Genomic DNA, 17,033 nt, shown 5'->3' with positions numbered 1-17,033 from the left:
TACTCCCGTAATAAATAACTTATGGACACCGATTCCTTTTTTCAGAGTCCGCCCTAACCACACCTAAGCTTTCAGCTGGTAATATTGTTTCAAACGCAGGGGCGGCTAGAAATCCATTATTTCCTAGAAAGCTTAGGTTACTGATTAGCTGAATGCCATAACCCGTAGCCCTAGCACGCACAAATTTAATATCACCAAAGTTCGCTTCAAAATCAGAAGCAATCTCTCCCCCGCTCGCGTCTAAGTAAGCCACTTCTAAGTTCGCATTAGTAAACCCAACAAGAGGAATATCATCCACCACCATTCCAGCAATATTATCTCTATCTAAGACGTAACAGACCGTCGCCAACCTAGCAGCCTTCCTAGTCGCCTCACTGACCATTTGCAGCGAAAACATGTAAACACCTAACGCTAAAATCAGGAAAATTAATAGAAAAATAAGCCAAGACACTAATGTGAATTCGATGATGGCAAGCCCTTTGATACGTTTTTTTGACTTTATCATCACAATACCCTCATCACCGAAGTCACACTTAATGGAACAGCAAAACTCTCATTCGAAAAGGGAATAGACAAGAAGAGTGGAACATAGTTATAAATCACACTGACTCGTACATAACTGTCGCCTGAAGGCGGGGTTACGGTCACATCCGAAGTCGTCAATGAAGATAGTACTGCCGTCCCCACGCTGTTCTGACCATAGACCACGACATTCTGGATTTCAGATGTCGGTGCGATGGTTCCACCAATGGTTCCATACACCTCACTAACCGCATATCGAGCGCCATTTTGTACTGACTTCGATATCACATTATAGTGAATAAGAATATTGCCAAGTTCTAGAACTAAGACTAGAAAAAACAGTAAGACGGGAGTCACGATGACCACCTCTACTGCAGCCAAACCTTGTTGAAATCTATTAGATTGCTTCATGATCAAGACTCCCCACTATCGGGGTCCTTATATAGAACAATCTTATAAGTCCCTTCCGTTGTCGACGTTGTACTACCTGATCCACCAGCAACACTGCAAGAGTGGATAAACTCACCAAAAACGGCGGGTGTACCTGAGTTGTTAGTTGGTGCTTTTTGCAACAAGAAAAAGCAGCCAATTTTGTTCACGGTAAAGTCGGTTGCACCGCCACTTTTACCTGAGCAATCAACCATAGGAATGGGCAAAATTCTTCTCCAAGCAACACCATTAGATGCGCACCCAGAACCGCCACTTGCTATACAGGCATTGGTCTCTGACTCATATTGAGCATAGGTATAACTTCCGTCAGAATCGATCTCTCCCGTACTGGCATCAATCGTAATTTCATTGGTAGGTTCTGTGGTCACATAATCTGAAGGGTAATCAGATGCCGATAAGCCACCGCCATAATCACCAAAACGAGTATTTAAGCCATCGCCTGTCGGGCCAACCGTGCCGCCAGGTTTAGTTGTGATATCTTCACCAATTTTAACTGGCTGATCATAACTCCCCCCTAAACCTTCTTTGATTGTTTTACCACCGGAACCAAAGTCCAACAGGTGGTAATTACCATTGCCCATTTCAGATAAGCTATTATCTCCCACCTTCAAGGCATGAACCGTCCCTACCTCATAGCCAAATACATTGGTTATCTCTTCACCGGTCTCATCGTGAAAGCCGTCTTCTGGATCAATATCGTTATCCGAAGTGCCATCACCAATACACACACCAATGGGTACAACGTTATTAACTACATCTTGACCTGAACTGGGGCCAGCAACGGCACTTGCTGATACTGCCTTATCAAGACCAAACAGTTGAATGAAAAACTCATCCATCTCTAGTGCATCTACGCGAACTCGCACATAAACATCTTCATTTGCACCGAACGTCGCCGTGCCAGTAAAATCCTGTGGGTCATTCGAATAATCAATGCTTATAGAAGCGGTCGAGAAATCAATTTCTTGGTTCCCTGTTGAAGCAGCCATGGCATTGAGTGCCGTACCCACTTCTGCGTCTACAGCATCTTTATCTTTACTATTGTCTAATATGGTTGCGGCAGCCAACGCTGCAGAATCGACTGCATTTTGTAAGCGCGTTTTATTTACAACCATATGGTTTATGTCTATAGCTAGCGCTGAGACAGCTAAGAAAACTAACATGGCAGCAGTAATCATTATCACTACTAAGCCTTGTTGCTTTTTAGGGTTTTGTGATACTCGATACAACATATGAGTACCTCCAGATTTAGTTAAACTCTTCTAAGATCTGGCTACTACTTCCGGACAGATCATTTTCACCTCTGCCTACATATCTGTCGTAACCAGTCTGCATCCGCTCCCCTGTACCATCAGGTACTTCGAGTAAATTCTCTTGGGTCGCATTAGGGTTATACGTTTGCTCTGTTTTCACTAGTGCTACCGAGTGCCCTAAACGAGCATCGTTCGCACAGCCAACCAATAACATTGTGAGAAAGATCATCATTATTTTAGTCATATCTATCCCCTTATAAATCATGCCCAAATGAGCCTTCGCTACCACCATCGGTCGGTGATATATCCTGTGAAGCTTGAGATTGTTCTGAATCAGATTCAGACGGTTCAGCGATGTAAGCGCTTCGGCCTAACAAGTAATATTCCAAATCATTAGGATCAACAAAGGCATCAGTTGGTAACGTCACTTTCGTTCGGTCAATAGGTTTAGCGAGTCGAGGAGTAACAAGAATAACCAGTTCGGTTTCGCCAGATACATACTCTTGGCTATTGAAAAGCTGACCTAAAATCGGCACATCACCAAAGCCTGGCATCTTGTTGCTGATATCTCTCACATTCTCACTCAGTAAACCTGCAATACCGATAGTCTGGCCATCTGCTAACTCAAGAGTTGAAGATGCACTACGACGCGTAATAGGTGGAATGAAGTAAGTCGCGTTGGTAGTACCAGGATCAATCGTTAGCGAGCTACTATTCGCAATTTCACTCACATCAACAGCCAAGTTCAGGTTGATTTTTTTATCACTAAGAACCGTTGGGATGAATTTCAGCCCTACACCATATTCTTTATATTCAATGGTAATACCATCTTCGTCAGGCACCGGAATTGGAAATTCTCCCCCCGCTAAAAACTCAGCCTTTGAACCGCTTAGTGCGGTTAAGTTCGGTTCAGCCAAGACTTTTGCCACACCATTTTGTTTTGCTACGTCCAATGCGAAAGTAAACAATGTATTACTATCAATGAAAGAACCTAAAATACCGTAATCAGTAGAGGTAGGAATATTGAAAATAGGGGTTGCACCTAACACACCGGCAGGGACTGAAGACGCCCCCCAAGAAAAGTCAGATCCACTGGTTTGGAAGAAATGGAAGTTCGCATCAAACTTTCTTACCAAGCTTCTTTGAACCTCAGCAACCGTCACCTCTAACATCACCTGCTGAGCCCCTCCGATCGACATCAAATTAATAACACCGGTTGCGGCAGCTTGTTCACTTCCACTTTCTTTTGATGCGTCAGCAGCCTGCCCTGACGAATAGGTTTCTGCGATTCGCATCGCCACATTCATTTGTTGTTGGTTACTGACCTGACCGCTCAATAATAGACGGTTCTGCGCACTGTGAACTTCGATAGTTTCATCAGGAAGGAACTCATATAATTTAGCTTTGAGGCTATTAAGATCATGAGTAACCTCAATGTTAATAGACTCAATCAACCGACCTCGAGAGTCCCAAGCCATTAGGTTTGTCGCACCTAATTTTTTACCAATTAAAAACACTTCATTTGATTTTAAAATTACAATATCTAAAACTTCAGGATCACCAAGAGAAACCTTCGCCGCTTTTCCCGACAGCACGACATGCGTAGATTTATGATGTGGAACCGTGACTGTTTTTCCCGTTTGTAACGCCGCTACACTGGCCGTCGAAATACAAATCAGGCTCAAAACACACGCAATTAATATTCTCATATTTCACCTCAATCCTTGACGCGCACATTAGATGTTTCTGTACCTTTGATAATGGTAACACTCGGTCTAGGCACATATCGACGAACCACTTTTTTCTCAACTTCATGTGGGTTTCTCAAAGTCAGCTGAATATCGCCTTTGCTTTTAGCCGTGAGAAGTTTCTCTGCCTCTTTCGGCGTCATCTCAAGTGTTACCGCTCGTACAATAATCGGACTGTTTTCTTTCGTTTTAGCCGTTTGGTCGACAGCCAAAACCTTAATGTCTTTTAATACTGTTTGAGTCGCTGCAGAGTTTTTTCCGTAAGAAACGGTATTGAGAATATCAACCTTATTCCCAGGTAATAAGAAACCCGCGACACCAATTACATCATCAACACGTATCGTTACCGCACGTTTATTTTCAGGGATAAGAGCAGCCAATGTTGACCCTTCTCCAGGTACAGTAAATCGTAACTTGTGAAGCACCTCTCCGGCATAGATAGTATTCGCAACAACCTTGCCAATCAGATCCGCTTTATCCGAATAGTTATTTTCATTAATCCAATCAACTTCCATCAATCTGGTGGTTAAAAACTGATCCTCGATAATAGTTCCGGCTTCAATTTCTTGTGATGCGACAACAACGGGGTGACGCTCGACCGTTTCAACTTCAACGGTTGGCTGAACTTGATCATCCATCCACTGCTTAGCAAAAAATACAGCCGCTAAGCCGAATACTACGGACAGTAAAAACAGTAGGAAAACTTGACTCTTATTCATGTGTTATTCCTCATGTCCATCAGAGGTAAAATAAACTTTCCATGCCATGGAAAGAATATCGAATGTGATAACAGGTGGGAGTTGCTCAAACGAAAGAATGTCTTTGCTTATACCAACGAGATCTTTCGGTAAACATGGGAAAAGTGGCACTTTTAGAAGCGTGTGCATTTGAGACAAACGCTCAAAAAACCCGTCTTGAAGCTCTACCTCTTTATCAGCAACGACACTCATCCATAAAGCTTCATAATCTCGCTGATTAAGTGGCTTGAATTCAATCTTGTAACCCAAACGACGTAAAAAGGCAGGATCGCTTATTTTCTTGGGGTTTAGATTGGTAGAAAAGGCAAGAGTTAATACAAATGGCATCGTTATCTGCTGACCATTAGGCAGCGACAAATAGTCGAAGGAATACTCCATCGGTACAATCCATCGATTCAGCAATGTGTCTACAGGCATAGGTTGACGGCCAAGATCGTCTATCACGAAAATTCCATTGTTTGCCATCATCTGTACCGGGGCTAACCAGACTCGACTGTTTTCTGAGTGATTCACCTCAAGCATATCCATGGTGAGCTCACCACCGACCTGGATATTCGGTCTCTCACAGTTAAGCCAGCGCTTATCGTATTGATCTTTTAGCGAGATAGCTTTGGTACTGCCGTTTCTATCTAAAGGTTTATGGTGTTGTGCAGAGAAAACCTTGATGATATTGCCAAGCGCATAGACGGCATAAGGAATAAACACCGAAGTGTGCAAAGCGTTGACAATACGGCTAGCAACAAAGGTTTTACCAGTACCAGCATGCCCATATAACAAAAGGGCTCGCCCTGAGTTTATTGCCGGCCCTAGGACGGAAATCATTTTATCGATGCCATAGACATCACTTAACGCCGCCTCGACATGTGGACGAGTCACGAGCTCAGCCCTAAGGTCTTGCTGCTTGACCACCTCACTATATTGCTCAAGAGAAACTGGGGCTGGCCCTAAATAAGCGTCACGTTTAAAGGCAAGATCAGCTTCTTCAAATCCTTTCTCAGAAAGGGAGTAACGGACATGACTATGGGAGACTGATGAAAGAGAAAGGTCTGAGGTAGGTTGAAACACCTCAATTAATGACTTCTTCCTCAAAACGGCTAGAGCACTTTCCACTATATGGGTAACAACACACAAATAGTTAGAAAGATCTAACACATCCGATTTGGGATAGGCTGAAAGGTGCTTCAACACAAGGTTTTCTATAACAACTTCAGGAACACCCAGCATATCAAGAGATGTTGGAACAGTAGGGGCTGATATTTGAGGTTTCAAAGTTGTTGGAGCAGTACGCCCTATAATATCCATATATTATTCCTCTCCATAAAGCTAACCAACAACAGGTTCAAGTAAAGTAGCTATACATCGCCAATCCCATAACAACAGAGGGTGCAAAAGGCATCGTCACCTTATTTGAATACCTAGCATGAAAACTCGCACTTTTATCTATTACAGGGGCGACTCCACCAAGCGCGATCAACTTGTTTTCAAAATAATCTTTAACAGTGAAATTACTCGAATTGGCAAAGTTATATAGCAGGTAGAAAGTCCCGATAACTCCAGCAGAAAGTAAGATATAGTACGACGCATCAAGTAATTGTCCCCACCCGAGATACATACCCACAATACCTAATAGCTTCACATCTCCCGCTGACATAGCTCTTACAAAATATAAAAGTAATCCAAAACAAAAAAATACCAAGAATCCAACTAAGGACATTAAAAAAACATCAAAGGTGTAATTGCGGTTAAACATCGACAAAAAATACACAAATAAAAATAGAATTAACATGTTATTTGGTATGCGATGCTTCTCAACATCGCATACCGAAACTGCAATTAATAACACCCAAAAAACAGAAGGTTCATTTAACATATATTAAATTCACACACTCAATAAATGGCCTAAAACGTACTCAATAATAATGTTCAGAATACTGCTAACTATGCTGGCTCTTTAATCTTACCGATAGTAGTATTCAGTTTAGTTTCGAGTTGCGTACCCAAGCTGTTAAACAGAGTTGCAATACCTATTACCAACAATGCCGCACCGATTACGTATTCGACAACGGTCAACCCTTCTTCATCTTTCATGAATTCTTTGCAATTATTCAAAAACTTACCCATGACAACCTCTCCTTGATTTTCATAACAGGCTTCGTTTACCTGTAAAGTAAATCTAGAGGTGAGTCACACATTCGGTTAGGATTTTTTTGCCATTTACTTGCACTTTTTTGTTGTACTTCTAATCTCTGTAATAACTCCCTTATTTCTAAATTTTCACATCTGGCCCTTTATATATGATACAGGTTTAGTAGAAATGAAATTAATAACACCACTGCTATCAGATATAGATAGCGAGTTTAATTCAATTATTATAAATAAAATTAGTCGCTACTTCCCTGTGGAAAATTTTCAACAAGATATATCAGTTATCAGTAACTTAGATGTAAGAATTGTATTTTTCATTTTAAATAGAGAAAGTGAAATTCAATTACTTACCATGGCATTATCTATTTGTAAAAACCTAAACAAGCGGATAGTTTTAATTTCTCCATTTGAGATACCTAATATCATTCGAAATCATAAGAATATATTTTTCATTATAGAAACGAGTAACAATCATCTGACCAGTGCCTTCGAAGAATTAAAGAGTAAAACACAGCATATCTTTGAAGCACACTTCGACCTCGATAGAGACATGAATAGCAACAACCAGGAGCCGACCAAGCAGTTTACTTCTGAAGTTGTTAATTTTGTTATGGATAACATTAACAAGGAAATAAGAGAAACGGACATAGCTGAAAAATGTCACTGTTCAGCAACCTATTTTTCTAAAAAGTTTCATCTACACTTTGGAGTAAGCTTTAGAGACTTTGTGTGCGATAAACGAATACTGTTAGCCAAAAAGTTGATTGAGGCGGATACCGAATCAAAAATAGCTGTAATTTCTTATCAATGTGGCTACAAGGATGTGTCGTATTTTTCAAGAATTTTTAAGAAAAGGACGGGGGTAACCCCTGCAAGCTACAGACGTGCCTGCACAGATAACAGAAAACGCTAATTTTACTCCCTAAAAGAAAAAATCATGGTACATTTAACATGATTTTAACAAAAATAACCAAAAATAACTTAGCGAAAAACATGGAGTTAGACAATGATTCAGCCTAACGAGTTTAGCCAAGAACAAGCAACAGCTCTCCCTACACCCAATGACATGATTTTAAAATGGGCAGAAGAACGCCCAGATGAAGTCTATTTGAAACAGATTATTAACCGCCAATTTGTCGAATTTACTTATAAAGAAGTAGCCGACAAAGCACTGAAATTAGCGTCAGCATTAGAAGGACTCGGAGCCCAACCTGGCGATCGAGTCGCTCTCGTATCGAAAAACTGTGCAGAATGGTTCATCTGCGATCTTGCCATGATGTTAGGAGATTTTGTCAGCGTCCCAATCTTTCCTACAGCGGGTGCAGATACCATTCAATACTGTATTGAACACAGTGAATGTAAAATTGTGATTGCAGGTAAGCTTGACGATCCTAAAGCCACTCAAAAAGTACTTGATGACAATCCGAGCTTGGTGAGTATTTCACTGCCATACGACAGCGCAGCGAAGTGCCAACACACTTTCGAGAAGCTCATTGAGACACATGAACCATCAACCAAACGCCCTCAGCATCACGACGATAAGCTGATGTCACTTGTTTATACATCGGGTACATCAGGGTTACCAAAAGGCGCAATGCTCACCTACGGCGCGTTTACTTGGTCTGTTCAAAGGTTGATTGACCATATTGGGATCCAACCTGGCGATCGCCTGTTTTCTTACCTACCGCTTGCTCATATTACAGAACGCGTTTACATCTTTGGTTCTTCAGTAATGGGGGGCGTGGTTACGGCTTTCCCTGAATCTTTAGACACCTTTATTGATGATGTGAAAATGCATCGCCCTACGCTGTTTATTTCAGTTCCTCGCTTATGGACTCTGTTCCAGCAGCGAATCCAAGACAAATTGCCACAGAAGAAACTGAACTTCTTACTGAAGATTCCGTTTATCAACAACATCATTAAGAAGAAACTTGCTGATGGCTTAGGGTTAGACCAAGCTCGCGTTCTTGGATGTGGTTCTGCCCCTGTATCACCTGCTCTACTCGCATGGTATGAGAGCGTTGGCCTGCACATTACCGAGGCATGGGGCATGACAGAGTCTTTCGCCTACAGCACGCTCAATTACCCATTCAGAGCCGATAAAATTGGTACGGTTGGTAATGCAGGTCCAGGGATCGAACTCAAAATAGCTGAAGATGAAGAGATTCTAGTTCGAGGCAAAGGCTTATTCTCTGGTTACTACAAGAATGATATTGCAACCCAAGAGTCTTTTAACTCGGATGGTTGGCTTCATACCGGTGATATCGGTGATATCGATAGTGAAGGTTACCTAACGATTCGTGGGCGTAAGAAAGATACCTTTAAAACCGCTAAAGGTAAGTTTGTTGCCCCTGTACCAATCGAAAACAAACTGTTTGAGTACAGCCGCGTAGAAATGATGTGTTTGATAGGTCTTGGCCTACCTGGTCCAATCCTACTTGTGGTACCGCATGACTTCCCTAATTTCGATCGAGCTCGCTATGAGAAAACGACAAAGCGCGTTATCGAGAAAATGAACGAGCAGCTTGGTTCACACGAGAAGATCAAAGGTGTATTGATGATTAAGGAACCATGGAGCATTGAGAATGGCGTGTTAACCCCGACTCTCAAAATCAAGCGACATATCCTTGAGCAGAAATACCATGAAGTTGGTCATAACTGGCCGAAAGATAAATTGGTGGTTTGGGAAGAATAATTAAAATCGAGAGGGAGCCATTATGGCTCCTTTTTTGGCAGCAAAGTACGCTCAACCTTAGATTAGCCAGTCCCTCCCCTAACACTCCCACTCACTCCCAAAACGATTTTTTCAGTTCCTTATCAACTTGTTCCTGTGTAATCCCTACATCTCTCAACAAATACTCTGGTAGCTCAGACAGCTGCTTTCTGGTTCTACGATTTTGAAAGTACATGCCTAATTTAGAATAGAATTTCTTAATTGATAATGATGACAAAAATGAATGGTTGGTATTTGCGGTTGCTGTGATCGTATCCATAACCTTTCTCCTGTTGATCTTTTGCTTTGTTATGGTCAATAATCGACCAACAGAGCAACATCGACAAACGATAGATACTGGCATTCAGTTAAGGAAAACTAATGTGAGAGAACGAACTCCACCATTCCAAGGGATCTATTACTTTTACACGGCGGCTGAAACAGGCAGTTTTAAACTCGCCGCACAGAAACTATTTGTCACGGCTGCGGCTGTCAGCCAGCAAATTCGCCAACTTGAAGAGTGGTTAGGCGCAGACCTGTTTATTCGCCAGCACCGAAAAATAGTATTAACTCATGAAGGTGAAGTGCTCTATCTACAAGCGAAGAAAGGCTTTGCTCATATTCAAGATGGAGTAAGACGAATAAACCAAGACCCCAACCCCACTCAGTTATCGATTTCGACCGTACCCTCTTTTGCACAACATTGGTTAGTTCCTAGAATTGGCGACTTCCGCGACCGTCACCCAGATTTATCTATGTTAATAGAACCGACCAACAAACTGGTTACCTTTGAAGACTCAGCTGTCGATGTCTGTGTTCGATATGGTCATGGTAACTACCCAAACATCGAATCACGTTGGTTGATGGACGAGGTCATTTACCCGGTTTGCCACCCTATTTATCAAGAGAAACATGGTATCTATGACATCGACGATCTGCATAAAGCGGAACTTATTGAAGACCGTTGGCCTGATATGGATTGGAATCTCTGGTTACAAGTCGCAGGGGTAAAAGCTGGCCGAACATCACTGCAATTTGATGGCTCTCATTTTGTGTTAGAAGGTGCGCTATCCGTTCAAGGTGTCGCGCTTGTTAAGCACAGCTTGGTATACCGCTATTTACAAGAAAAGAAATTGGTGCGAATCGGAAACATCGCGCTGAAGCCTAAGTACAATTATTTTTTGTGTGCGCCTCCAGGTTACTTTCATCGAGAAAAGATAAAACGTTTCGAAGAATGGATGCAGAATCAGGTTAAATTATTTGGTAATACAGGTAGAGAAGAGCTTTCGATTATCCACACCGACTACGAACTCAAATGGTCGGATAATTCATAAGGCGAAACTGGTATACTTAGCTCAAATAAATGGCGAGAACATCTCATGACACAAGACAATAATCCACTTCACGGTATCACGCTACAGAAGCTACTGACTGAATTGGTTGAACATTACGGTTGGGAAGAGTTGAGTTACATGGTGAACATCAACTGCTTTAAAAAAGACCCAAGCATTAAATCGAGCTTAAAGTTTTTGCGTAAAACAGATTGGGCACGTACCAAGGTAGAGCAAATCTACATCCAACTAAAAACTAGCTAGTCCCTACCTTTAACAAACGCACCATTTACGGTACTAAAGTATGAACCCATTGGTGCGCATTCCATTCAATTTTATTATTTTCCTTTGAAAATCAATAATTAAAACAAATAGCACATCCATTCCATTGAATAATGCTCAATCAATACTAATATTATTGAACCAGAGACAGTGGGATAACTCCCCATTAACCTAGCGATTAATAAAGATTTTGTGTATGAGTAAATAGAGAGGTCAATCATGGAAGTTGATTCTGAACTCGCGTTAGACATTCATGTCCTTACCCGCAATAATTCATACTATAGGGTGATAAAAGACCTACTTTCGGTATCTATTCCTAGCGCGCAAATCACTCATTCCCAATGCTTTGTGCAAGTACCGAAACTCGAACCTGAAACGGTTGTTTTATTTGATATTCAAACAATGCCATGCCCCAAAAGATACGGATTTATCCTACATGAACGAAACGAATTTTGGTTAGCAGTCAATGTGAATGACAATACCTCTACAGTATGGCTAGAGAAAGGCTTTTCAGGGCAAGTCGGTCAGCACTTTGAGTTTATATCGAAAGCAATTTTATCTGTTTATCAAGAAGATATATGGTTCCCAAGGTCAGTGTTAAATAAGCTGGTTTCTTCCTATCAAAGCAATGAGCCTAATTATGAATCAGCTTGCGAAAATATAATCAATTACAAAGAGTTAACTAAAAAGGAAAGGGATACCTGCACATTGATGCTAAAGGGGCTTTCAAACTCTCAGATTGCATCTCAGCAGCACGTCAGTATCAATACAGTGAAAACTCACTCATCAAACTTACTTCGTAAATTAAACTTACGATCGAGATATGAACTTCTTGCTCAAGTAAAAAGCGCTAACTAGGTAGCAACAAGGTTAAATCAAAAGAAAAATGAATTATGACAAAACTCATTCTAAACTCACCCTATGCAAACGATATTTTTCACTCCATGTGATGAGGTTTGACTAACCGTTCCCTCGTAGTCTTTAGAGGCGATGCACAGATATGCATCTTAACTAACGAGGGATTGAGTTATGAAAAAGTTACTTCTTGCTACTGCTGTAGCAGCCGCTTCACTTTCTTTTGGCGCTTCTGCGGTTCAATTTAATAATGCTGTGGACTTTACGACACTGAGTAACACGGACCAAAAAACGATTCGAATTGAAGGCCGAGTTCCAAAACGCTGTCTACTGCGAATAGGTAAGAAAGATGTGAAGAATAACGTTCTACGCAAAGCGAACAAAGTGCACGAGGATTCATGGTCCAATGGCTTCAACAATAAGGAAGTTTTGGTAGGTAACTTGCGTGCATGGTGTAACTACGGAACTGATTTGGAGTTTTCAGTAACAGCTTACCAGCTAAACGGCGTAACCAAGCACAATATGAGTGAAAAAATTAACTACGCAGTGAAAATTGGTTCAGATACGGTGGCGAACACCGAAAACGACCATGGCATGGAGGTAACGGCGTCGCCAATTCCATCATTGGGCGAACACTTGGTGAACAAAATCAACAAGCATCCAATTTATGTACAACCTGAAGATTCAGGCTTTGCACGAGCAGGTAAATATAAAGGTAAAATCAAAGTGAGTCTTGCTGCAGCAGGTCCAGCAAGCTAATAACCGAATGACGCTTTATGGATAATGTCTTTTAGGCAAGAAACTTGGCTCGGTTCTCGAGCCAAGTTTATTTTATGGAGAAATATCAATGACTAGGATTATAACTCTTCTATTTTCTTTATTGTTCAGCTCAGCCCTTTTCGCGTACGAAGTCAGCCCAATCTATCTAGAACTTGATGATGTTGGTCGAAATGCACAAGGCTTGTATAAAGTGACTAATGTGGAAGAAGAACCAATCCTCTTAGAAGTAAATGTCTATCAAACTGATTTTTCTACTGGCGAAGAAATTTTAACACCATCGGAAGATGAGTTTCTCGTCCTTCCACCTCAAGCTAAAATTGACGGGCAAAAATCTCAGACTTTCCGCGTACGTTACATGCCAACAGGACCTATAAAACAAACCGTCACCTACCGTATCGTCTTTTCGCAAATTGAACTAGAAAATCAAATTGAGGAAGATGACGACAGTTCTATTTCCATGTTATTAGAGTTTGCGACTTTGGTTTTTGTCTCTCCCACATCCAGTAAATCAATTCCAACTACTACACTCCAAAATCGCCAGGTTGCTATCCGTAACGATGGCAAACGAGTACTGAACATGAATGGTATGGAGTTCAGCTTCTCTGGTGACAAAGCAAACAAAACGGTCGATTGGGAAGTATTAAGTAAAAAGACAAGCGCTTACTTAATGCCAGGAACAACCGTCAAGTACACCTTACCAAGTGAATTAGGGCAGCCAGAGAAAGTTTCTGTTAAAACAATAGACTAGTGAGGTTTTCATGAAAAATCTCATTTTATGTCTCACTCTCATTACTGTTATACAAACCGCGCTCGCGCAAAGTTGGTTGTTCCCATTCCCAGTAACTTGGGGGGAAAACACTATCGGCGAAGTAAATGCGTATTCTGATGGTATGACTGTTGGATCCATTAACGTAGAACAGCTTGTGCAGGCAACTGAAAAGCTGATCAACCCTGAGACATTGGTGGCGCTACGAAATTTCTCCGAAGAGTACATTACGATAGAACAACTGAACCATATGGGTATCAGTGCAACCTTCAATTCCTCCGATCAAAATATTAACCTAGTTATTGATGAAACCGCTGCTGCTGAGTTTTTGCTTTCGTTTGGTAGCAAATATGAACCCGCCCAATACTCAGAAAGCGCTTTTTGGACAATGCAAAATACATTAAATGCCAGTACTGACTACTCCTTGTTTAACGACTCTAATACAGAGGACACCCAAACGTGGCTTGGTGAATGGTTATTAAAAACCAATATTGGCGGCGTTCGAGGCGCTAATATTGACATTTCCGGTTTTGTTACTGGTGGTAACGATATCAACTCTGACGTCTATCGTGGCGAAGCTCGTCTTTTCTTCGATGAACCGACAACCCCTTTTCGACTTACCTTTGGCGATGTAACCCAAGCAAGTGCCGGACACCTTCCTAGTACACCTCTCGGTGGACTTGCTTTTGAACGTTTGTACCAAGACTTACAACCTACCCGGAATATCCAAAATGGCGGAACTCAACCACTGGTACTGAATGAGAGTGCTGATATAGAAGTATATATTAACGACGTTTTTCTCACTGAAATTCGCTTACCTCCAGGTCGATATACACTAGACGACTTGCCTCTCGTTTCTGGTACCAATGATGTTCGGTTGGATATTAGTTATCAATCAGGTCGAACCGATACCATCGTTTATAGCCAGTTCTTTAACTCGCGTTTGTTACGCGAAGGTATTTCAGATTTTGGATTCTACTCTGGTTTAACGTCGACGATTGAAGATAACAACTTTAAGTATGACGACGAGCAATGGGTAACTTCTGGTTATTATGACTATGGTATTAGCGATACCTTAACAGCCGGTGCAAACGCTTTGTATCACCCTGAAGGACAGCAACTAGGCGTGATTGCAACAATAGGTTCTGATTGGGGGAATTTAGGCGTTAGAGCTTCAGCACAAAACAACAAGCCCAATAACGATACAGGTAGCATCTACAGCTTAGATTATTCCCATCAACTATGGGGAACAGACAGTTATGGCTCCCCAAACTTTCGCCTTGGTAGTGAATACCAGGATAATTATTTTGCACTACCCTGGCAGATTGCAGATGCGAGTACTGGACTTCGTGTCTTTTCAAACTACGTTTTCAGTATTACGGATAACCTTAGTTTAATCCTGAGCGGTGACTATCGTGATTTTGAAGAGGCTGAAGTGCAATGGCAGGCTTCTACTGAAGTTGCTTGGCAATTTTATAATATATCACTCTCTGCTGGTATAGAGAAAGAAGATAACCCAAATGAAAACATTGACGAAACCCGTTTTACTTTTTCAGCAGATTGGGACTGGAACTCTGACAATGGAGAATACAATGCAAATATATCCTACTCCAACGAACCAGATACCTATCGAGCTCAATTTCAACGCCCATCAGAGGACTATACGGGCAGTTATGGCTATGCGATGACTGCTGAAGGCGAGAGCGACTCTCAAACTTACTCTTTCGAGGGTAATTATGTGGCAAACCGTTTTATCACAGATGCTAAGGTTTCTCACCTAGCATTTGATAACTCAGCAAACTACCAAACCGCTTCTTTACGAGCAAGTACAGCGCTTACCCTGGCTGACGGTAACTTAGCTTGGTCACGTCCCATCAATGGTCCAGTGGCAATTATTGCCGTTCATAACTCGTTAGATGCTGATGTAGAAATTAATGCGGTTGCAGATGATCCTGCAGAAGCAATATCTACCTATACTATTAGTAATGCCGTTCAGTTGTCTGGAGGGCACCAATTGTCCAGTATCTACATTGATGTGCCAGACGCACCGATAGGTTATGACTTTGGCGACCACGAGTACAGCATTACGCCAGGATCACAAACAGGCCATCTAATAAAAATCGGATCGGCAGCATCGAAAACCATCATTGGTAAAATTGAGATCGGACAAGAAAAACCATTAAAGCTCTTCCAAGGTCAGTTGGTTGGACAACAGAAAACGTATGAATTTTTCACTAATCGATCAGGCAGGTTCGTTGTGGAAGGCGTTGCACCGGGCAACTACACCATCGTCATAGATGGCTTTAGCCCAACAAAATTGAACGTCCCAGAAATCAATGACAACCTGATTTATCTACCAACTTTACTTATTAAAGAGGGATAAACCATGAAACACTTTCTAAAGATCTCAGTGTTCGGTTTAGCCATGTTATCTCAACCAATTTGGGCCGCCGAATGCAATGGCAAGTGGATGCTAAACATCGACAGAAGCAATGTTGAATTTAAGCGAGATTTAGGCGCTTATATTCCTGTTTATTTAGAGTTGTCACGTGATATTCAGAACTGTCGATTCCCAATGGCCATAGTATCGGTCAACAATAAACAATCTAGCTACTTAAGTTCAATTGGAACGAATTTGCCCCTTACTATTCTGGACAAGAACTTCCGTCAATTGAGTCACTTTCCTAGCAAAGGTTTTCAACTACCTCTGGATAATAGCCAAAGGACGAAGTTTTGGATAAAGGTACCAGAAGCTAAAGTAGCAGCATCTGGTAACTATAACGGACTTCTTGAAGCCTCTATTTCCTTAGATAGAAAGCAAGAGACCAAAAATGCCAAAGTTAAACTCAAAGTCCCAGCGTTTGTAGCTTTCAACTCAGTGCCAAATGCGCCACACGTTCAACGTTCAGGGAGCTCAGGTTATCGCTTCCAACTTGGTGATCTTGAATCTAACCGCACCTACCGTTCTGATTTTGATCTTCTTTCAAACTCGAATGTAAGGTTAGTTGTAAAGCAAAAATATGGAGAGTTAAAGCAGAAGTCGGAACCCAATATCTCGATCCCATATACGTTGCGATTTAATAATGCTTTGGTAAACCGGAAGTCAGTTTATACCTTCTCAAACAATGATGAAACCAAGCGTTGGGGGCTCCCCCTTGAAGTAATGCTAGGTAACATAGACTTTGCGAGAGCTGGTAAATATCAAGATACGATAACGGTTGAAGTTAAAGCTATGCCATAGATACACGTGATGAAGAAACCTACGGTTTAGTCAGTGGACAGCTAAAAATATTAACGAACACCGTATATGGCTCTACCACTATCCTATGAAAAGAAATTAATGCATCACTGTAACTTTAAGTTTTTGGATATAAGCACTTAAGATAAGAGAGCAGAATTAGTTTTGTTGAAAATAAAAAGGTTCATCGCG

General features: G+C 41.4%; 19 protein-coding genes. 9 read left to right on the top strand and 10 right to left on the bottom strand.

The window, feature by feature from the left end; genetic code table 11:
* Window positions 1-19 precede the first annotated feature (19 nt).
* The 9 genes from AB4138_RS07970 to AB4138_RS07930 all read right to left on the bottom strand — a co-directional run bounded on the left by AB4138_RS07970 (window position 20) and on the right by AB4138_RS07930 (window position 6,852).
* On the bottom strand, window positions 20-505 hold the full coding sequence (locus AB4138_RS07970; protein WP_372074623.1) for a TadE/TadG family type IV pilus assembly protein: 486 nt from the start codon (window positions 503-505) through the stop codon (window positions 20-22).
* Window positions 505-933: a TadE/TadG family type IV pilus assembly protein gene (locus AB4138_RS07965; protein ID WP_372074621.1), complete on the bottom strand. Its 429-nt coding sequence runs from the start codon at window positions 931-933 to the stop codon at window positions 505-507. The genes AB4138_RS07970 and AB4138_RS07965 overlap by 1 nt, the downstream gene beginning before the upstream one ends.
* A 2-nt stretch (window positions 934-935) precedes the next feature.
* Window positions 936-2,204, bottom strand: coding sequence for a pilus assembly protein TadG-related protein (locus AB4138_RS07960; RefSeq protein ID WP_372074619.1), 1,269 nt, complete (start codon window positions 2,202-2,204; stop codon window positions 936-938).
* A gap of 16 nt (window positions 2,205-2,220) precedes the next feature.
* Window positions 2,221-2,490: a hypothetical protein gene (locus AB4138_RS07955; protein ID WP_372074617.1), complete on the bottom strand. Its 270-nt coding sequence runs from the start codon at window positions 2,488-2,490 to the stop codon at window positions 2,221-2,223.
* Window positions 2,480-3,934, bottom strand: coding sequence for a type II and III secretion system protein family protein (locus AB4138_RS07950; protein WP_048605622.1), 1,455 nt, complete (start codon window positions 3,932-3,934; stop codon window positions 2,480-2,482). The genes AB4138_RS07955 and AB4138_RS07950 overlap by 11 nt, the downstream gene beginning before the upstream one ends.
* 8 nt (window positions 3,935-3,942) lie before the next feature.
* Entirely contained in the window at window positions 3,943-4,692 is a 750-nt protein-coding gene (gene cpaB, locus AB4138_RS07945; RefSeq protein WP_372074615.1) for a Flp pilus assembly protein CpaB, read from the bottom strand.
* 3 nt (window positions 4,693-4,695) lie between these two features.
* A complete protein-coding gene (locus tag AB4138_RS07940) occupies window positions 4,696-6,033 on the bottom strand; it encodes an AAA family ATPase (RefSeq protein WP_372305558.1) in 1,338 nt (445 codons plus the stop codon).
* A 37-nt stretch (window positions 6,034-6,070) separates the two neighbouring features.
* The gene (locus tag AB4138_RS07935) at window positions 6,071-6,601 is read right to left on the bottom strand and encodes a prepilin peptidase (protein WP_372074611.1); all 531 of its coding nucleotides are present in this window, start codon (window positions 6,599-6,601) and stop codon (window positions 6,071-6,073) included.
* A 68-nt stretch (window positions 6,602-6,669) separates the two neighbouring features.
* A complete protein-coding gene (locus AB4138_RS07930) occupies window positions 6,670-6,852 on the bottom strand; it encodes a Flp family type IVb pilin (RefSeq protein WP_372305555.1) in 183 nt (60 codons plus the stop codon).
* A 193-nt stretch (window positions 6,853-7,045) separates the two neighbouring features.
* Here AB4138_RS07930 and AB4138_RS07925 point away from each other — a divergent pair, with 193 nt between their 5' ends.
* Both AB4138_RS07925 and AB4138_RS07920 read left to right on the top strand, forming a co-directional pair.
* Entirely contained in the window at window positions 7,046-7,789 is a 744-nt protein-coding gene (locus AB4138_RS07925) for an AraC family transcriptional regulator (RefSeq protein WP_171732469.1), read from the top strand.
* 93 nt (window positions 7,790-7,882) lie between these two features.
* Window positions 7,883-9,571, top strand: coding sequence for an AMP-binding protein (locus tag AB4138_RS07920; RefSeq protein WP_372305552.1), 1,689 nt, complete (start codon window positions 7,883-7,885; stop codon window positions 9,569-9,571).
* A 91-nt stretch (window positions 9,572-9,662) separates the two neighbouring features.
* Here the strand turns inward: AB4138_RS07920 and AB4138_RS07915 are convergent, their stop codons facing one another.
* A complete protein-coding gene (locus AB4138_RS07915) occupies window positions 9,663-9,869 on the bottom strand; it encodes a DUF1127 domain-containing protein (RefSeq protein ID WP_102393184.1) in 207 nt (68 codons plus the stop codon).
* 103 nt (window positions 9,870-9,972) lie between these two features.
* Between AB4138_RS07915 and AB4138_RS07910 the strand changes: the two genes are divergently transcribed.
* From AB4138_RS07910 to AB4138_RS07880, 7 genes are all read left to right on the top strand, one after another.
* Window positions 9,973-10,923, top strand: coding sequence for a LysR substrate-binding domain-containing protein (locus AB4138_RS07910; protein WP_372305549.1), 951 nt, complete (start codon window positions 9,973-9,975; stop codon window positions 10,921-10,923).
* Window positions 10,924-10,968: 45 nt separating this feature from the next.
* Complete coding sequence (locus AB4138_RS07905; protein WP_102319916.1) at window positions 10,969-11,184, top strand: VF530 family DNA-binding protein; 216 nt, start codon at window positions 10,969-10,971, stop codon at window positions 11,182-11,184.
* A gap of 237 nt (window positions 11,185-11,421) precedes the next feature.
* Window positions 11,422-12,060 (top strand): response regulator transcription factor, encoded by a 639-nt coding sequence (locus AB4138_RS07900; RefSeq protein ID WP_102319915.1) that lies wholly within the window; start codon window positions 11,422-11,424, stop codon window positions 12,058-12,060.
* A gap of 171 nt (window positions 12,061-12,231) precedes the next feature.
* A complete protein-coding gene (locus AB4138_RS07895) occupies window positions 12,232-12,816 on the top strand; it encodes a hypothetical protein (RefSeq protein WP_372054894.1) in 585 nt (194 codons plus the stop codon).
* Window positions 12,817-12,904: 88 nt separating this feature from the next.
* Window positions 12,905-13,585 (top strand): molecular chaperone, encoded by a 681-nt coding sequence (locus AB4138_RS07890; RefSeq protein WP_102319913.1) that lies wholly within the window; start codon window positions 12,905-12,907, stop codon window positions 13,583-13,585.
* Window positions 13,586-13,595: 10 nt separating this feature from the next.
* Complete coding sequence (locus AB4138_RS07885) at window positions 13,596-15,986, top strand: fimbria/pilus outer membrane usher protein (RefSeq protein ID WP_372054892.1); 2,391 nt, start codon at window positions 13,596-13,598, stop codon at window positions 15,984-15,986.
* 3 nt (window positions 15,987-15,989) lie between these two features.
* Window positions 15,990-16,844, top strand: a complete 855-nt coding sequence (locus AB4138_RS07880; protein WP_102319911.1) for a hypothetical protein — start codon at window positions 15,990-15,992, stop codon at window positions 16,842-16,844.
* Window positions 16,845-17,033 lie beyond the last annotated feature (189 nt).

Source organism: Vibrio sp. 10N.286.52.C3, from assembly GCF_041468865.1.
GTDB lineage: Bacteria > Pseudomonadota > Gammaproteobacteria > Enterobacterales > Vibrionaceae > Vibrio > Vibrio crassostreae_C.
This window is presented reverse-complemented; position numbering and strand designations above follow the sequence as displayed.